This is a genomic window from Streptomyces jumonjinensis (genome assembly GCF_009600885.1).
In the GTDB taxonomy this organism is placed as follows: domain Bacteria; phylum Actinomycetota; class Actinomycetes; order Streptomycetales; family Streptomycetaceae; genus Streptomyces; species Streptomyces jumonjinensis.
On the sequence record NZ_VCLA01000157.1, the window covers coordinates 120,709 to 136,959 of the forward strand.

Consider the following 16,251-nt stretch of genomic DNA (forward strand, 5'->3'; position numbering starts at 1 on the left):
CAGGCTTCGACAAGCCGCTGTGATGTTGGGTCCGCGCCAGAACGAGTGTGATGGCCCCCACAAACGCGGAGCGATTGAAGGGGCGCGACACGGTGGAACCAGCGAGCACAATCGCAGGGCACTACCTTAAGCAGATTCAGCTTAAGATTTTAGTGGCTCTCCTGGCTGCCGCTGCCGCGAAGCCCCGGTCAGGGCACGGTGACGGTGTATCGCATCCGGTACCGATGAGCAGCCTTGGTCAACAAGGACACCTCGATGGGGCGCTCATCGTCCGCGTAGACGACGCGGAACGTCACCATCACGGGCATGTCCTTGGGGAGCTCAAGAGCCACAACCTCCTCCTCCGTGGGAATCTCCGAGGAGACCTCGTCCACGAACGCCCGGGGCGGGTATCCGCGCTCTGCGAGCAGGGTTGGGGTTCCTCCCTTGATCTTCCGGCGCTCCATCATGGCCGTACCCTCGGCCAGCTCGAGCGGATAGTACGAGTGGGTCAGCTCTGTGGGCTGGTCGTCGAGGTAGAGGATCTGCTTTCTGAGCAAAGCCTGGTCGGCGTCGTTCAGGCCGAGGGCGTGGCGGACCTCAAACGGGGGCGTGACCGCAGCGACCTCGAGCAGCGTCACGGAAGCGCACTGCGAGCGCTTTTCCGCTTCGGTGATCCAGCGGTACGGCTCTCCCTGGCTGACGGGTGGCATGTATACCTCGGGCGAGATGGACTGCTGGGTCCTGCCCTGGACGAACACGCCCTTGCCAGGCTGGCCAACAAGAAGCTCTTCCTCCTTCAGCATCTGCAGGGCCTTCTGGACCGTGGTGCCGGCGACGTTGTGCTCTGCCATCAACGCGGGTGTAGAGGGCAACTGGGTGCCGGGACAGAGGTCCCCACGCGTGATCTGACGGCGGAGCGTTGCCGCAATCTTCTGGTGAGCCGACCGGGGGTCCGTGAAGGTTCTTGCCATCTTTCAGCTCGCCTCCTTCCTCTGTCGGTAACGGAGGTTCCGCGTCATCGTCATGATGCTGACCTCGATCGGTTCTCCGGCGGCGGACCTGGTGAAGCGGGTCAGTACCAAGACGGGCGTGCCCGGCCGGAGGCCCAGTGCCTCACATTGACCGGGAGTCGCGATGGCGGCGGCGACATCCTCAAGAGGTTCGTCTTCGGGGGTAAAACCCAGGGCTGCCAGGAGCGTGACCGCGCCGCCTCGAATCTTGGTGCTGGCGGCGAGCTGAGTATCCCGCGCCACGTGCGCGGGGTAGTAGGAGTCGGCGAGTTCGACCGGTTTGCCATCAAGCAGGATCAGCCGGCGGCGGACAACGGCCAGCTCACCCTGCGGGACCCGGAGGAACTCGCGAACCGCGCTCGGCGCTTCGACTTCCTCGACGGCGAGCAACTGCTGGCTGCCCTGCCTGCCGCGCGCAGCTGCCTCGGCACTCCAGGCGTCCGCTTCTCCTCGTTTGCGTGCCGCCAGGTACGGCTGCGCGTCCCCGATCCACGCGTCGTCGCTGCTCACGCCGTGTCCTCTCAGTCGTACTGACCTGCTGGAAACCCTAATGCCATGCCACTTCAACCAGTAAGGCCCACCGTAGACCTTGCTGCCATAAGGCTTAAGGACTTATGGTCTCATCCAGGTCGCCCTGCAAGGGATGGGCCGCCGGAAGGCGCCTATTTGCCCTGTCCGAATGCACCTGATCGACGTGTCCCGAGCTGCAGACCCCCTACCGAGAGGAGCACCACCAACCATGAACGTCACCCGCTGCCCCGCCTCCAGCCTCGCCACCGAGCGCTTCGACGCCGAGACGCTCGCGCTCCTGGAGGCGGTCGAGGTGCCGCTCCCCGACTTCGCCGGCATCGATGTGGACGTCGCCTTCGGCACGCCGCTCGAGATGTACGGGCTCGTGACGTCGGACGAGCTGGTCAGGTGGGACGCCGCGTCCGCGCTGAAGAAGGGCAAGACCAAGGCCCGCGACGAGGTCATCGCGGAGTCCGGCGCGCGGCGGGACGCGGCCCGGGACATTCTCGCGGCCGACCCGACCGCCACAGAGCTCGTCCGTGAGCGCCTGGTCGACGTGCTCCTCCCCTACGCCGCGCAGCTGCGCATCGCGCCAGCCGTGGCCGCGCCGGGGCCGCTCGCGGCCTGACCCCAGCACTTCCGGCTCTGACGGCTCCCATCGTCGCCACCTCTGTGGCGGCGGTCGAAGCGGCCAGATTCACCGACCGCCCAGCCCTCTGTGAACGCCGTGCTCGTCGCGGCCGGATCGGCGGAGTGCACGTTCCTTGAGAACTGAAGACGCGACCACCGGGTGACGACTACCGCCCCTGACCAGGCAACTGGCCGGGTGTTGAGGCAAGGGTGACCGGCTTGGAAGCGTCAGAAGGGCAGACCGGAGCCACGAATCCGGTCACCGTGAACGGCGGTACGAGGCGGGGAAGTGAGAGCGACCCTGCTTCGTACCACGGAGCGGCAGCAAGGCAGATCTCGGTGTCTGTTTCGGCTGCCGCGTGGGCCGAGCGATCACCCGCCCCCGCAGAACCTGCGGCGGTTGCGCGACGACAGCCCCCAGCCGGTAAGCGGCAACATCGCACGACCCGGCAGGTGAGCCGTGGTCGCGGGCACGCCACCTCCCGGACGAAAGGTGGCCAGCGCGGAAGGCAGCAGGCCGCGCGCCGCAACACCCCCAAGCACTTCGCAGCCCCGCGCTGCCCAGTCGCCCGCCGCCCGGCCCTCGGCCGGTCGGCGGGCGGTGGAGAGCGCGGTGGACACCCGCTCTACCAACCGAGACAGCCCCAGGGATTAGGCCCCCGGGGCTGTCCAGGACCTGGATGGAGGCCCCTGTTGAACATCCTCAGCATCGCACGCCTGGCCGCCGCCCCGTACCCCGAGGCCCGTACGCCCGTCCCGCGCGCCGGGACGATCGACGACATCGAGTCCGAGGACGACCGCCGCGGCCTCGAACCGGACGACGACTTCTACAGCCTGATCCAGCGCCTGGTCGCCGACGGCGACCGCAGGGCCGCCAGCCTCGGCCGGAGCGCGCCGCGCACCGCCGCGGAGATGCGGGCCCGCCTGAACAAGGGGACGACCCGGTGAACGCGGCCGCCGCCGTCGTCTGGTTGACGGAGGAGGAGCGCCTGGCGTTGTCCCGGAAACTCGCCCAGGTCAACCGGCGGACTGAGACGAGGCCCCGATGAGCACCCGCGCTCGGACGACGTTCGGCACTGGGATCATGCTCACGCGCCGACCGGTGCTTCCGGCCTCCTCTCCCGGGCTGTATGTGCGGCATCGTCATCTCGGCTTCGTCGCTCACCTCACCGCCTCGTCCACCAGCCTGAGCACCGTACGCGGCCTGACCCTGACGGTTCTCACCGCGTACGGGACCCACCGGGAATCGGCTGAGGCCGCGCAGCTGGTGGTGTCTGAACTGGCCGGCAATGCTGTGCGGGCCCTCGGCGATCACGTTCCGCTGGTCGTTGAGGTCTACCGGACCGCTCTCGGGGTCGCGGTCACAGTCCACGACCCCGTCCCCGAGGAACTGCCGTACCGCGGCGAAACGCCGATGGACAGCGCCGATGCGGAACGAGGCCGGGGCCTGCTGATCCTGGACGTCCTCGCGCCCGGTTGGAGTATCGAATACTCGCTGATCGGCAAGCAGATCCGCTGCCACCTCGGCTGAGTAACCGCCGATCCCGGGTGCCCCGGGTGATCACCCGGGGCACCTGCCTCTCTATTCCCTTCTGCCGCTGCCCGTGCCGGGCGGTGGCCTCTCCCCGTTCCGACCCCGGGGCACTGCCCCGGGCCGCCACCGCCTATAGCTCCCGGAGGACTACATGCGCGGCGACATTATCCGCACCACCTACGCCCCCTCCCCCGCCCTGCCCGTCACCACCGACTGGCGTCACAACGCCGCATGCCGCAGCGAGGATCCCGACCTGTTCTTCCCCATCGGCAACACCGGACCGGCGCTCCTGCAGATCGAGGAAGCCAAGGCCGTGTGCCGCCTTCGCTGCCCTGTCATGGAGCAGTGCCTGCAGTGGGCGCTTGAGTCCGGCCAGGACTCCGGCGTCTGGGGTGGCCTCTCCGAGGACGAGCGTCGCAACCTTCGGCGCCGGATTGCCCGTCGGCGGGCCCGGACCGCGGCCTGATCCGTTCTGCCAGCTGCCTCCTTCGCCTGTCCCCGCCCCTGTATTTCCGGGGGCGGGGACAGGCGGAGCGCAGGGAGCCGGACAGCCCGGTCCAGCCACGAAGGGAATCGCTATGCGCTCTCTCGACGAGTTCTCCGCCGCCCTCGGATCCGTCATCGCCGGGGCCGCCCAGCAGGCTGTCACCAACACCCAGGCCCGCGCTGTCGTCCAGGCCGCCGCGACCGGCGGGGAGGACGCGGTCCGCACGATGACCGAGAACATGTCCACCGCCGACCTTCAGCGACTCAAGGCCCAGCTGGAGCGCTGACAGCCCTCCTCTTTCCGGTCCCGCCACCCGGGACTGGAACCAAAGTTCCCGCTTACCCCGCCGCCACTTCCCCGGCCGGCTGCCCGCCCTGCGGGCGGCCGGCCTTCTCCATGCTCAGGCCCGGGGAAGAGTGCCCAGGGCCCGGCCCCTATATATGGGAGGACGACCGCATGTCCCGAACCATTGCTTTGCACCGCGCGCTCGACCGGTCCGGCCTCGCGCCGTCCCCGGTCCGCTCCGTCCCGGCCCCGGCGGCCCGTTACCACCACCCGCACTTTCTCCAGTCCCGCCTGGGCCAGTGGGGCGCCGTCGTCTACTCCTTTCGCCCGTTCACCGGCAGCGAGCCCGAACCGCAGACCCCGATCGCGGCCTATGAGGACCGGGCCCTGGACCGCGAGCAGCTGGCGGAGATTCGCATCGAGTACGGCGCGGCGCGGGCCATGTGGTCCCACGCCCGGCTCCGCGCCCAGGCCACGCCGGTACTGCGTGAGGCCGTGCCGCTGTGGGCGGCATGGGAGGCCGCGCACACCGCGCTCACCACGACCTTCCGCACGTTCTGGGAGACCCCGGACGGCCGGTGGCGCGCGCAGCTGCTGCGCCTGGGCGACGCCGAGAACGCTGCGCGGGATGCGGCCCGCGCATGGGATCAGGTTGCCGGGAAGCTCGCCGCCCTGGCCGATGCGCAGGTTTCCGCCGCCGGGTACGAGCACGAGCTGGAGCTGGCCGCCGTCGCCGCTGAGGCCGGCACCGACGTCTCCGGCTGGCACGTCGCCCCCGCGAGCGAGTACGGCGACGGTGTCTGGAGCACCGACACTCCGCTGGTCCACAAGGTGCGCACGGAGATCGCCGCACAGCGCGCGCGGCTGCGTGACGTCGCCGATCTCGCCGGGGATCGCGAGCTGGTCTGACGGCTGCCCGAGCCGCCCGCACCAGCCGCCGACCCTTCGGCGGGCCGGGACGGGCGGTGACGGGGAGCCGGACAGCCCGGACCGTACGCGAGAGGAATCGTGATGACTGTGTTGACGCCCGCCCTCATGGAGACGACGGCAGAGGCCGAGGGTCTGCTTCAGCAGGCCGCCCGGTTGGAGGTCGACTGGTACACCGCTCGGCGGATGTGGTTCGGCTCCAGCGGGGAGCCGGTCACCGGCCCGCAGGCCGCCGGGTTTTTGGAGGCTGCTCTCGGTCTGCTGGACCGGGAGGGCTGGGAGCCGGGCTCCTTCGGTCTGTGGGAGGTGCTGGCCGGTCCCGGGGATCTGGCCGGTGTGTCCGTCAGTGTCCTGGAGCTGGTCATCTGTGCCCGCACCGGTGCCGGCGCCGCCGCACCGCGGCTGTGGGACACGGTGCCGGGCCGCACGGTCGAGCAGGTCCGCACCCTGCTCCTGGCCGGTATCGCCTACGCCCGCCGTCACGGCCCCACCGCTCAGCACCCCGCCCTGACGCCCTGACGCTGATGTCACTGCTGTTCCCGCCCGGCGCTGACCTCCTCAGCACAACGGTCCTCCGGCTCCGCGGCATTCAAGCTGCCGGGGCCCCGGAGGGCCTGCTCACGACCCTACCCACCGCCGCAGATCCACGGTGACCTCTTGCACGGAGGCGCCCGGAAGAGAGGACATTCCGTGGCCACCAAGCCCGCCACCCGCCGCAGGCGCCAGCCCGCGGCGAACACGAAGCCCCGCAACGGGCGCGCCAAGGCACCGGCGACGCCGCCCTCCATTCCCGCCCAGGCCGCCGCCGAGAACACCGTGCCGCTGGTGTTCGAGGAGACCGACCCGGTCGTGGCCGACGCCGCCGACCGCGCCGCCGACCTCCGGGACCTGGCCGTCGACGACGTCGCGCGGATCCTCGCCGACGGCCAGGTGCGCGCCGCCGAGCTGCTGGACGGCGCGCGCACAGAGGCGGCCTCGATCACCGAGGCCGCCAACGCGGAGCAGGCCCGCCTCCTGGCCGTCGCTGCGACGGACGCCGACCAGGTCCGTACGAAGGCCGCCGCCACGGCGGCCTCCGACGCCGACCAGCGCCGGGCCGCCGCCGAGGCGACGGCGGAGCAGCTGCTCGCCGACGCGCGCCGCGACGCCGACGCCGTCACGACGACGGCGGCCGGCGAGGCCGACCAGGTCCTCGCCGACGCCAAGACGGCTGCCGAGCAGCTGCTCGCCGGCGCCCGTCGACAGGCGGAGGAGATCACCTCCGCGGCAGCCGTAGAAGCGGAGCAGGTCGCCGCCACGGCGGCCGCGATGGCGGAGCAGGTCCGTGCCGAGGCCGCGAAGGCCCTCGCCGACGCGGAGAGCGCGTGCACCGAGCTGGTGGCCGGCGCGGAGCTCACCGCGGCGCAGACACGCACCCGCGCGACTGCCGACGCCGAACAGCTCCTGGAGCGGGTGCGGGGTGAGGCCGACCGGCTGCGCGAGAGTGCGGACGCCCAGGCCGCGCAGGTGAAGGCCGGGGCGGAGAAGGCGGCTGCCGAGCTGCGTGAGGACGCTGCCCGCGAGCGGGAGGCGTCCCGTGCGGATGCGGCGCGTACGCGGACGCTGGCCGAGGAGGACATCAGCCGGCTGCGGGCGACGGCGGCCGAGGACGCCGAGCGTCTGACCCGCACCACCCGCGAGGAGGCCGACCGCATCCTGGCCGCCGCCCGCACCAAGAGGGACGCGGACCTCGCGGAAGCCGAGCAGGCGCTGGCGCAGGCCCGGCTGCGGGAAGCGGACGCGGACGTCACGCTGAAGGCCGCCGACGAGTTCGTGGCCGAGGCCGCCGCCCGGATGAAGCGCGCCACCGACCGCACCGAGCAGGCCCTGGAACGCAAGCGCCTCAAGCTCCAGGCCGGCGAGGAGCGCCGGGACGCGAAGGAGGCCCGCAAGGCGAAGGCCCGCGAGCTGCGGGCCGCGGACCGCGCCGGGAAGCCGGCCGTGACCGACCGCGTGAAGCAGTTCGTGAAGGTCAACGCGGAACGCCTGATGGTGATCGGTCCGATCACCGCCCCGATGGCCGTCGCGTGGACGGGGCAGGCCGGGTTCGCCGAGGACATCCTCGGCTGGGTCGTCCCGTTCACGGTCCTGTTCGCCGCCGCGTGGGAGCTGTCGACGGCGTTCGTGGGCTGGATGTACCACCAGGCCCGCCAGGGCGGCGACGCCGGAACCCTCTACCGCGTCAGCACGTGGATCTTCGCCCTCGGGGCGGCGGTCATGAACTTCTGGCACGCCTCCGGTGAGCCGGTGCCCGGCAGCCGGGTCTGGGACGCGAAAGCGGAGATCTGGACGGAGCAGATCACCTACTGGCACTTCACCCCGAAGGCGGTGGCGTTCGCCGCCATGAGCATCGTGGGGATGGTGCTGTGGGAGCTGTACGCCTCGCTGATCCACCGCCGCAAGCTCCGTGAGGACGGCAGGGTCGCCAAGGCGCGGCCCTCCATCGGGGCGGTCCGCTGGTTCCGCTACCCGGTCCACTCCTTCACCGCCTGGTCCCTCGCGATCACCGACCCGCGCCTGACCACCTTGGACCGGGCCTGGACCGCAGCGGGCGCGGAGCTCGCGGACCGCAAGGCGGTCCGGACCGGTCTGGCCCTGCACCGGGTCATCGTCCCCCGCATCGCGGCCGACGATCACGGACCGGCCGCCATCCCCACCGTCCTCACCCTGACCCGCACGGACCGCAACGGACCGCTGGAAAGCCTCGTTCCGGTCCGCCCGGTCCAGCCCGGCGGGTACGCGGTCCGGTCCGGTCCGGGCGAACGGAACGCGGTCCACGGTCCGGTCCGGACCGCTGGAGCCATGGACCGGACCGGCGGACCGGCTCTCGCTCTGGAGGCCGGTCCGGCCGGATCGCAGGGCGCTGACCTGCTGACCGGCCCCGGTCCGGACCGGGGCTCCCGGACCGCGCCCGCCGCTCAGGGCGCGGCGACAACGCGCAGGGTGACGGTCCGGACCGCCGACGCCGCTCCCGGACCGTGGGAGCCGGACCGCACCGGACCGGCCGACCAGGAAGCACCGGACGAGATCGACGGTCCGGACCGTGGCGAGGACGGCGGTCCGGACCTCACGGTCATCACGCTCACGGACCTGGAGCGGACCGCGCTGGACCGGCTCCGGACCGCGAACGAGCCACTGAACCGGACCAACATCGCCAAGGCGGTCCGGACCGAGGGCGGCTCCATCGCCACGGACCGCGCCGGACAGATCGCGGTCGCCCTCAAGCAGCACACGGTCCGCTGACCGGACCGCCCGCACAACGCCCTGCCGCTCATAGTCGCCCCCGGACCGCGCTCGCCCACCGAGCGCGGACCGGGGACGGCCACGGCCGGCAGGCCGCTCGCCCGCACCGTGCCCCGAGCGCGGATACAGCGGGCCAGGCACGAACCGAGTACCACCCACCCCGCGCCACGACCGCATCCGTCTCCTCTGCACCGAGCTCGGGCACCGCCCCGAGTGGAAGGAGATCCGCGACGCGGTTCAGGCACACGAAGGCCCCCTGCTGAAGCGTGATCAGCGGGGGCCTTCGGCTTCTCTGCTCACGCAAGAAAGGAGCACAGCATGGCACCCACGACGACCGGGCCAGCCCCGAAGTCTGGGAGCTTCACCCGTACGACGACCCCGCCGGCGCCCGCGCTGGCACCCCCCGCGGTGATCCCGCCGACCCTGGAGATCTGGGCGCCCGACCCCCCGACCTGGGGCCAGCGCGTGATCCCCAAGGGGATCCGGTCCGCGACGGCTGACCTGGGGCTTTGGCAGGAGCCGCGCCCCTTGAAGCCCTCGTACCACCTGGTCCAGGTGATCGAAGTCCTGACCCGCTACGGCTGGTCCCAGTCCTTCGATTTATCCCCCACCGGACGTATGTGCATCAGGGGTGCCCAGACCTTTCTGGAATCCACCGGGCATGTGACCACGATCGACCGGGGTAAGGCCGTGAATTACCTCCAGACCCAGCTGGCCCGCCAGGGCGTGAACATGCGGTTCTGGGAGTGGAACGACCTTTCCAGCAACACTTTCCGGGGTGTGGAGGCCACGATCTCTGCGGCCTCCGACATGGCGCGTAAGAACGGAGACTGAAATGACACCGGACGAAGAGAGGGTATTCGAAGGAATTCAGGCCGGAATGACGGCCGGAATGACCTTCGGGAATAGCGCTCCGAACGCTTCCCCGTACGCCGATGAAGGGCCGTACGGAACCCCGGTCGCAAAGCACAAGAAGGCCGGTCTGACCCGCCGCGGAAAGGTCGCCATCGCGGTGGCCGGGGTGGCGATCGTCGGCGGCGGAACCATCTGGTTCCAGGTCCATTCGGCGGCCGTCGTGAAGGACGAGAAGGAGGCCGCCGCCCTCCAGATCCAGATGAAGAAGCTGGAGCTGGAGGAAATGAAGATCCGGAACGAGCAGGCGAGCACCGACAAGAAGGCCGCGACCGCCTCCGCCGACAAGATCCAGACGGCCGTCGACAAGTGCGTGAAGGACTCTTCCGACCTGATCGGCAAGGGGTACGGATCGCCCACGAGGAGCGATGTCGTGGCGGACTGCAAGCAGCAGTACGAGGCCACCGACAGGTCCGGCATGGAGGCCGCCGGCACCGCCCGGGATACCGGTAACGGAGGGGGTGGTGGCGGGATCAACTCCCCCGCCCTGCTGGGTCTCGTCGCCGGCGGCGGCCTGGCCGTCGCGGTGTTCGCGCGCAAGGGCAAGAAGGCCGACGCGTAGTCACGCACGGTGGTTCCTTACTCCTTCCCTCCTGGCGGAGAGTGCCGTAATCGGGCTCCATGGCCGACTGATCGGCCGCTCTCCGCTGGGAGGTAAGGAGTAAGGAACCACCGGCGACCACGGAGAGTGAGGAAATGATGGCGACCGATACGGTGCCCCCGGTCCCCGGGGGACCACCCGATCTGCCCGCTTCGCCAGCCGCCAGCACCGCGCCCGCGCCGGCTGGAGACACCGGCATCATGGCCGCCCTGATGGCCGCGGTGGAGCCGGCCCGGCCGGTCACCGCGACCGGCGCCGGGGCCAGGCCGGCCGGTGACGATCCGGCCGCGAAGGCGGACCCCGACGGAGTGGTGGACCGTTCCTCCCCAGGCGTCACCAGCGAGTCGTTCAAGGCCCCGGAGGACCTGACCGGGGCCGGCTCCGACGCGGCCGGTACCCGGTACAAGGAGGGCGTGATCAAAACGCTGATCCGGGCCGGTGCGACCCGCTGGGCGAAGGGCGGCGGGACGGCGAACAAGCGGCTGGATCTGGAGAAGGCCAGGGCTGGCGCGCACCAGGTGAAGGAAGCCCGGACCACCACGGTCATGAAGTCGCCTGGGCTTCCCACCCGAAACGGCTCCGGAGAGGCCGGCGGAGGGGGTCGGAATTCCGGCGGAAATGGCGGCGAGAATTCGGGCCGGAATTCCACAGGGAACGGCTCCACGGGTACCGGGCGCGGCGGAAGCGGCGGTGCCACCGGAGGCGGTGGGCGAGGCTCGTCCGGCTCGACTGGGAGCGGCGGATCCGGAGGCGGGCGCGGCACCAGTGGAAACGGTGGCGGCGGCGCGTCGAAGGAAACCAGCTCCAAGGGGACAAAGGACTCCGGAAGTAAGGGGAAGGACGACTCCTCGGGGAACGCGGGATCTGGCGGAAAGGCTGGCAAGGACGGAAAGCCCGGGGCCTCCGGAAGCGGCGGTGGGTCGACATCGGGCGGCCCGTCCGGCGGTAATTCCGGCAACTCGAAGGACAAGGCCGACAAGGGCAAGGTCGACAAGGCCGGAAAGGTCGGCGCCTCCGGAAGCGGCGGTGGATCGACGTCGGGCGGCTCGTCCGGAGCTACCTCCGACGACTCCAAGGGCAAGGCCGACAGGGGCAAGGGAGTGAAGGCCGACCCGGAGAAGGGCGGCGGCAGTGGCAAGGGTTCGGGCGGCTCTTCCGGGAGCGGCGGCGGATCCGGCTCGTCGAGCGGCGGCGCTGGCGAGAACGGCAAGAACGGCGCCGCCGGCCACGGCTCGAACGGGACCGACAACCGGACCCCGCTCCAGCGCTCAAGGGAGACGGGTCACGGCGACGGCTCCGCGGTCCGAAACGCGGTCGACCACGTGAAGGCATACGCGAAGGGCGCGAAGGACGGATACCAGGACAAGAAAGAGGAGAACGGCAAGGAACATGCACGGCTGGACAAGGCGCACACCGGTCACAAGGCGAAGCAGCAGGACCCGAAGAAGGACGACCCGAAGCAGCAGGGGACGACGGTCACCGGGCCCAGTGGCCAGTCGATCGTCATCGCCCCGCCGGATGAAGGAGACGACGGAGTGAGCACGGATGTGAAGCCCCTCCTGGTCAAGGAGATCGACGCGAACACTCTGACTCTGGGAACGGAGGGTGCCCGTGGGTCGATCAGCCGGAAGGAGCTGCGCAACTTCAAGCAGTACGAACGCAAGGTGGAGACCAAGGAGAACCACCTGATCAAGGTGGCTGACGCGTGCAAGCAGCTCGAAGCCGCCGCCCAGGACGAGGCGAAGGACTGCCAGAAGCTCGCCGAGCAGGCGAAGGCCGTCGAGGGCGGGGAGAAGCTGGCCGCGAAGCTGACGAAGCTGGCCGACGCGGCGAAGGCCCAGGCGACGGAGGCCGCCGAACTCCACAAGCGTGCGAAGCGGGCGGCGGAAATGTGCAGGGTCGTCCTGACCAACATCGGGACCAGGTACGCGCCGCTGTACAAGGCGGTGGTGGACAGCGACGAGACGAAGCCGGCCGAACTGCGCTTCTACAACGACAAGGGCTCCTACGCGCCCGCCGCGTAGGACCGGACGGGAGACCCGATCATGGCGGAGCTGACGTACAAGGTCCTCGTCCGAAAGACCCAGGACAAGGAGAAGGCCCTGGCCCGCAACGCGGAGGGCGTCAAGAAGGCCGCGGACAACATCAGGGAACTGGCCGACGACACCGCCTCCGACGCGGACGCGCTGGGAGCCAAGAGCGTGGACCGCGACTCCCTGGCGGAGTGCCAGGAGCTGTCGAAAATCATCCGCGGGGTGTCGGAGGCCGCGATCACCTACGCGTCGAGGACGTCCGACACCGCGAAGGCCGCGAAGGCGGCCGGCGACCAGGCCCGCACCGCCCACGCCGGGTTCCAGGAAGCCTTCGACCGCTCCGACGTCGACGGCTTGGAGAAGGTGTCGCGCTACTGGTTCGAGCAGGAATAGCACCACCACACCACCGGCGCGGCCGGCCTCGGGGATCGCACCCTGCGGGCCGGCCGCGCCCTTGCGGATCACCCGGTACCCAGACAGGAGTTTCCCCTCGATGTCCACCATCACCAGGACCGTGCCGAACGCGGAGCCGGCGGAGCGCGCCGCCGCGGCGCTCCAGATCGTCCTCCCTGTCGGGGTGGGCATCCTGGCCCCCTACCTGGAGCCGAACGCGGCGGCCTACGCCGGGGCCGGTTTCCTGGTCGGCGCGACGTTCGCCAGCGCCAACTACATGAACCGCCTGGGCCGCTGGGCGAACCAGCTCCCCGGCATCGACATCGCGCGGGCGCACCGCGACACCATGGGGATCTCCACGATCACCACCGGTATGGGCCTGGCCCTGGGCCAGCTGGGCGGAGCCCAGGCGTCCGAAGCGCTAATGGCCGGCGTCCTCGAGCCGGCCACCGTTCCCGGGATCCTGTCGCTGGGCTGGTGGGCCGCGGTCGTCTTCACCGGCTGGCGCCTCCGCCGCGTCTTCGGCAGGCAGAAGCAGCAGATTGAGGTGGAGCAGACGCCGACACAGGCCGCCCCGGCAGCCAACACCGGCGACCCCGGCCCGGTATCCCTGGCCGACAAGATGATCGCGGCCTGGGGGCGCGTGATCAGCGACCCGAAGACGGGACGCCACCGCAACCAGGTCCTCTCCGACGTCGTGATCTACACGGACCGCTGGGAGGGACGGATCACCGCCGCCCTGGGCGACTCGGTGAACGTGTCGAAGGAGACCGTCTCCAGCCTCTTCGGCCGCACGGTCGACGACATCACCATGACGTACGGCGCGCACTCCGGGGAGGCGTTCATCACCGTCTGGTACACCCGGCGCGCGGAGCTGGACCCCTCCACCCTCCAGGGCGCCTGGAAGCGGGTCCGGGCGCGGGTCCTCCCGAAGACCCACCTGGAGGAGGTCGGAAAGGACGAGAACACCGGCGGCCAGGTCGCGCGCGTCGTGGCCGACGACGACCTCGACGCACTCCCCCGCGTCGTCAACCTCGGCGAGCTGGCCGGTGCGCTCCGCCGCTCCATCGACCTCGTCTCCTACGAGCTGGGACGGCGCGACCCGCGGCGCGCGATCATCCGCGTCATGGACCACAACCCGCTGGAGGCCGGCCACGACTTCCAGGGCCTGGACTCTCTGAAGGCCACCCCGGGCGGCTGGGTCAGCATCGGGAAGATCGTCTCCGGCTTCCCCGCGAGGATCCAGCTGTTCGACCCGAAGCTCGGCGCCCTCCACGTCGTGATCGCCGGTACCACCGGCTCCGGCAAGGGAGGCACGGGCCAGATGATCAGCCTGGCGTACCACGCCAACAAGATGGCCCAGATCTACGGCGACCCCAAAGGGGCGAGTAACCCGGCGATCCCGAAGATGGCCGCGTACAGCGGCCTGACGCAGTACGGCGCCCTGGGCGCCATGCGGCTGTCCTGGTGGGTCCTCCAGCACCGGATCGATGAGGCCGCCGCCATGGAGCTGAAGAACTTCGAGCCGTCCGCGATGCGGCCGTACTGCGCCACGATCCTGGACGAGGCCGCCCAGATGCTGGCCCCGGGAGCGCCGAACCGCAAGGAGGCCGTGAAGATCGTCAAGGACGGCGCGTCCCTGACCCGCTCCCTGGGCATGCCCTGGGTCCTGATCAACCAGACCGTGAACCTGGACCAGCTCGGTGGAGAGCAGGCGATCCGTGCCAACCTCCTGGCCGGCGGCACCTGGATCATCCTGCGCACCGACAGCGACCAGGTGAACCTGGGCGACCTTCCCCCCGGCTTCGAGGGCCTGGACCCCTCCCTGATCCCGCCGGTGTGGGTGGAGGACGACGACACGCTGGTCTACGACCCGACGATGGAGGAGTCGGACCCGCGCCGCACCTTCGGCCTGGGCTACGTCGCGGCACCGGGCGGGCGCGCCGGCATGATGCGGATCGACACCCTGGAGGACGCCACCGCGCACATCCGGCCGGAGAACATCCTGGCCCCGGCCGACGTCCCCTGGTGGGGCGACCAGGCGCACATGGAGGAGCTGGCCCAGACCCCCATCCCCGGCTTCGAGGAGAAGGACGGCGAAGGCGGGACCGGCGAAGCGGGGACCTCGTTCGCCGGCGTCTATCTCCCGAAGGCCAAGGAGCTGACGTCGGAGGAGAAGGTCCTGGCCGCCCTACGTGACGAGTCCGACCCCATGTACGTGGACATGGTCGACGAGGGCGACGACATTGACCCCGACGACATCGACTACGTGGAGCGGGGCCAGCTGCAGGCCGCCTGCGGAGTGGCGGAGTCGACCTTCGCGAACGTACTGAACAAGCTGGAAAAGGCGGGAAAGATCCACCGGATCAAGGAAGGGAAAGCCTCGAAGGTCGCCCTGGGCGGCCGACCGAAGGCCAGCGACGAAGCCGCCTAACCGCTGTCACATAGCGGCGCGCTTCCCACATGGGGGGGCGCGCCGCCGTTCCAGTTCGTACTGAACCCCGCCCCAGACCCCCGCGGCACAGCATCGCGCCGACCACGGCCAGCACCGACACGCCGTAGCGGCCGTCACCGCACAGCACCACGCGCCCCGCCGGACAGCCCATCGCCGGTGGGGTGCCGCCGTCCCTGCCCTCGACCCGCTGGAGGAACAGCCCGTGCTCATCCCCCGACCGCGCCGCCGGATCGGCCGCCCCCGCCCTCAGCGCCCCGGCCCCCGCTACCCGCAGCGCCCCGCCCGGCTCCCCGGTACCTGGAGCCGGTGATGCCCCGCCCTCGGAAGAAGGGCCGGCGCCGCGAGGTCAAGAAGGTGCCGCGCAGCACCGCGACGCTGGAGGAGTTCGACCGGCGCTCCTGTCCCGAGGGCCTGGTCACCAGACGCCAGCTGCGCGAGCGGGGCCTGAGCCCCGGCGGGCACGGCCCGGTCGCCATCCTGTGCTGCAAGTACTGCAGCTACTGGCCCGACATCTCGTGCGACCACCCTCAGCGCGGCTGGCTGTACGACGTGGCGCTCGCCCGGCCGAAACGCGTGCCGACGATCGCGCAGGAATGGGCGCTGGACCGGGCGATGGCCGCGAGGTCTACGTGCCCGGAATGCCTGCGCCGGTTCCGACGCTGCGTACAAGACGAGACCATCTCGCTTGCTGCGCGAGTGGTCGGCAGCCTCGTCCTACTTCTCGGCCTGCAGATCAGCAAGGTCCTCCGGCTCACCACCGGGGACGTCTCGCTGGACGGAAAGACCGTGCGCCTGCATCTGAACGGCCACCACGTGGACCTGCCGCCCCGTATCTCGACCCTCGTCGGGCAGCGCCTGGAGCAGGCCGAAGCGGCCTGGGAGAACAACCGCTCCGCCAGCACAACCCCGTGGCTCTTCCCAGGCCACAACCCGGCTCGTCCGCTGTGCCTGCAGTCGATCCACCTTCAATTCCGCAAGCACGACCTCAAAGGACTCGCCGGTCGCAACGCCGCCCGCCTGGCCCTGGCCGCCAACGTTCCTGTATCAATCCTCGCTGAAGTCACAGGTACCAGCGTGAGCAATGCGACCCGGTGGGCCACCCTGGCCAAGCGCGACTGGACGGACTGCATCGCCACCCGCCGCGACGACGCCTGAGCTATCACCGGCGGTGACCTGGAGCGACCACTGGGCGGCGCTGCGATTCGTGCCG

Annotated in this window: 16 protein-coding genes; 14 read left to right on the forward strand and 2 right to left on the reverse strand. The window is 70.5% G+C overall.

The features are described from left to right. Positions 1-188 precede the first annotated feature (188 nt). Positions 189-953: a GntR family transcriptional regulator gene (locus FF041_RS22075; RefSeq protein ID WP_153524390.1), complete on the reverse strand. Its 765-nt coding sequence runs from the start codon at positions 951-953 to the stop codon at positions 189-191. A gap of 3 nt (positions 954-956) precedes the next feature. Continuing rightward, a complete protein-coding gene (locus FF041_RS22080) occupies positions 957-1,502 on the reverse strand; it encodes a UTRA domain-containing protein (RefSeq protein ID WP_323392385.1) in 546 nt (181 codons plus the stop codon). 229 nt (positions 1,503-1,731) lie between these two features. On the opposite strand from FF041_RS22080, the gene FF041_RS22085 reads away from it, so the two are divergent. The 14 genes from FF041_RS22085 (at position 1,732) to FF041_RS39225 (ending at position 16,196) form a co-directional block, all read left to right on the forward strand. Then, positions 1,732-2,130: a hypothetical protein gene (locus FF041_RS22085; RefSeq protein ID WP_153524391.1), complete on the forward strand. Its 399-nt coding sequence runs from the start codon at positions 1,732-1,734 to the stop codon at positions 2,128-2,130. Between the two features lie 695 nt (positions 2,131-2,825). Then, the gene (locus FF041_RS22090; protein WP_153524392.1) at positions 2,826-3,080 is read left to right on the forward strand and encodes a hypothetical protein; all 255 of its coding nucleotides are present in this window, start codon (positions 2,826-2,828) and stop codon (positions 3,078-3,080) included. A gap of 136 nt (positions 3,081-3,216) precedes the next feature. After that, a complete protein-coding gene (locus FF041_RS22095) occupies positions 3,217-3,663 on the forward strand; it encodes an ATP-binding protein (RefSeq protein ID WP_153524393.1) in 447 nt (148 codons plus the stop codon). Positions 3,664-3,817: 154 nt separating this feature from the next. Beyond that, on the forward strand, positions 3,818-4,132 hold the full coding sequence (locus FF041_RS22100; RefSeq protein WP_153524394.1) for a WhiB family transcriptional regulator: 315 nt from the start codon (positions 3,818-3,820) through the stop codon (positions 4,130-4,132). Between the two features lie 112 nt (positions 4,133-4,244). Then, positions 4,245-4,439, forward strand: a complete 195-nt coding sequence (locus FF041_RS22105) for a hypothetical protein (RefSeq protein ID WP_153524395.1) — start codon at positions 4,245-4,247, stop codon at positions 4,437-4,439. A 170-nt stretch (positions 4,440-4,609) separates the two neighbouring features. Continuing rightward, complete coding sequence (locus FF041_RS22110; protein ID WP_153524396.1) at positions 4,610-5,347, forward strand: hypothetical protein; 738 nt, start codon at positions 4,610-4,612, stop codon at positions 5,345-5,347. A gap of 102 nt (positions 5,348-5,449) precedes the next feature. Then, complete coding sequence (locus FF041_RS22115) at positions 5,450-5,884, forward strand: hypothetical protein (RefSeq protein WP_153524397.1); 435 nt, start codon at positions 5,450-5,452, stop codon at positions 5,882-5,884. Positions 5,885-6,055: 171 nt separating this feature from the next. Beyond that, a complete protein-coding gene (locus tag FF041_RS22120; protein WP_323392388.1) occupies positions 6,056-8,647 on the forward strand; it encodes a hypothetical protein in 2,592 nt (863 codons plus the stop codon). Between the two features lie 318 nt (positions 8,648-8,965). Next, positions 8,966-9,481: a DUF6197 family protein gene (locus FF041_RS22125; RefSeq protein ID WP_194292121.1), complete on the forward strand. Its 516-nt coding sequence runs from the start codon at positions 8,966-8,968 to the stop codon at positions 9,479-9,481. A 58-nt stretch (positions 9,482-9,539) separates the two neighbouring features. Beyond that, the gene (locus FF041_RS22130) at positions 9,540-10,121 is read left to right on the forward strand and encodes a hypothetical protein (protein ID WP_228388494.1); all 582 of its coding nucleotides are present in this window, start codon (positions 9,540-9,542) and stop codon (positions 10,119-10,121) included. A 239-nt stretch (positions 10,122-10,360) separates the two neighbouring features. After that, positions 10,361-12,184, forward strand: coding sequence for a hypothetical protein (locus FF041_RS22135; RefSeq protein ID WP_228388496.1), 1,824 nt, complete (start codon positions 10,361-10,363; stop codon positions 12,182-12,184). A gap of 21 nt (positions 12,185-12,205) precedes the next feature. Beyond that, the gene (locus FF041_RS22140) at positions 12,206-12,586 is read left to right on the forward strand and encodes a hypothetical protein (protein WP_153524400.1); all 381 of its coding nucleotides are present in this window, start codon (positions 12,206-12,208) and stop codon (positions 12,584-12,586) included. A gap of 100 nt (positions 12,587-12,686) precedes the next feature. Further along, positions 12,687-15,020, forward strand: coding sequence for a hypothetical protein (locus FF041_RS22145; protein ID WP_153524401.1), 2,334 nt, complete (start codon positions 12,687-12,689; stop codon positions 15,018-15,020). Positions 15,021-15,395: 375 nt separating this feature from the next. Continuing rightward, positions 15,396-16,196, forward strand: coding sequence for an RRQRL motif-containing zinc-binding protein (locus FF041_RS39225; RefSeq protein ID WP_228388498.1), 801 nt, complete (start codon positions 15,396-15,398; stop codon positions 16,194-16,196). The last annotated feature ends 55 nt before the right edge of the window (positions 16,197-16,251 follow it).

What these genes read in the sequence shown, in the direction of transcription:
- FF041_RS22110 (WP_153524396.1), top strand. Translation starts at nt 4,610, where the DNA reads ATGTCCCGAACCATTGCTTTGCACCGCGCGCTCGACCGGTCCGGCCTC.
- FF041_RS22075 (WP_153524390.1), bottom strand. Translation starts at nt 953, where the DNA reads ATGGCAAGAACCTTCACGGACCCCCGGTCGGCTCACCAGAAGATTGCG.
- FF041_RS22125 (WP_194292121.1), top strand. Translation starts at nt 8,966, where the DNA reads ATGGCACCCACGACGACCGGGCCAGCCCCGAAGTCTGGGAGCTTCACC.
- FF041_RS22130 (WP_228388494.1), top strand. Translation starts at nt 9,540, where the DNA reads ATGACCTTCGGGAATAGCGCTCCGAACGCTTCCCCGTACGCCGATGAA.
- FF041_RS22135 (WP_228388496.1), top strand. Translation starts at nt 10,361, where the DNA reads ATGGCCGCCCTGATGGCCGCGGTGGAGCCGGCCCGGCCGGTCACCGCG.
- FF041_RS22105 (WP_153524395.1), top strand. Translation starts at nt 4,245, where the DNA reads ATGCGCTCTCTCGACGAGTTCTCCGCCGCCCTCGGATCCGTCATCGCC.
- FF041_RS22100 (WP_153524394.1), top strand. Translation starts at nt 3,818, where the DNA reads ATGCGCGGCGACATTATCCGCACCACCTACGCCCCCTCCCCCGCCCTG.
- FF041_RS22085 (WP_153524391.1), top strand. Translation starts at nt 1,732, where the DNA reads ATGAACGTCACCCGCTGCCCCGCCTCCAGCCTCGCCACCGAGCGCTTC.
- FF041_RS22115 (WP_153524397.1), top strand. Translation starts at nt 5,450, where the DNA reads ATGACTGTGTTGACGCCCGCCCTCATGGAGACGACGGCAGAGGCCGAG.
- FF041_RS22145 (WP_153524401.1), top strand. Translation starts at nt 12,687, where the DNA reads ATGTCCACCATCACCAGGACCGTGCCGAACGCGGAGCCGGCGGAGCGC.
- FF041_RS22095 (WP_153524393.1), top strand. Translation starts at nt 3,217, where the DNA reads ATGCTCACGCGCCGACCGGTGCTTCCGGCCTCCTCTCCCGGGCTGTAT.
- FF041_RS22140 (WP_153524400.1), top strand. Translation starts at nt 12,206, where the DNA reads ATGGCGGAGCTGACGTACAAGGTCCTCGTCCGAAAGACCCAGGACAAG.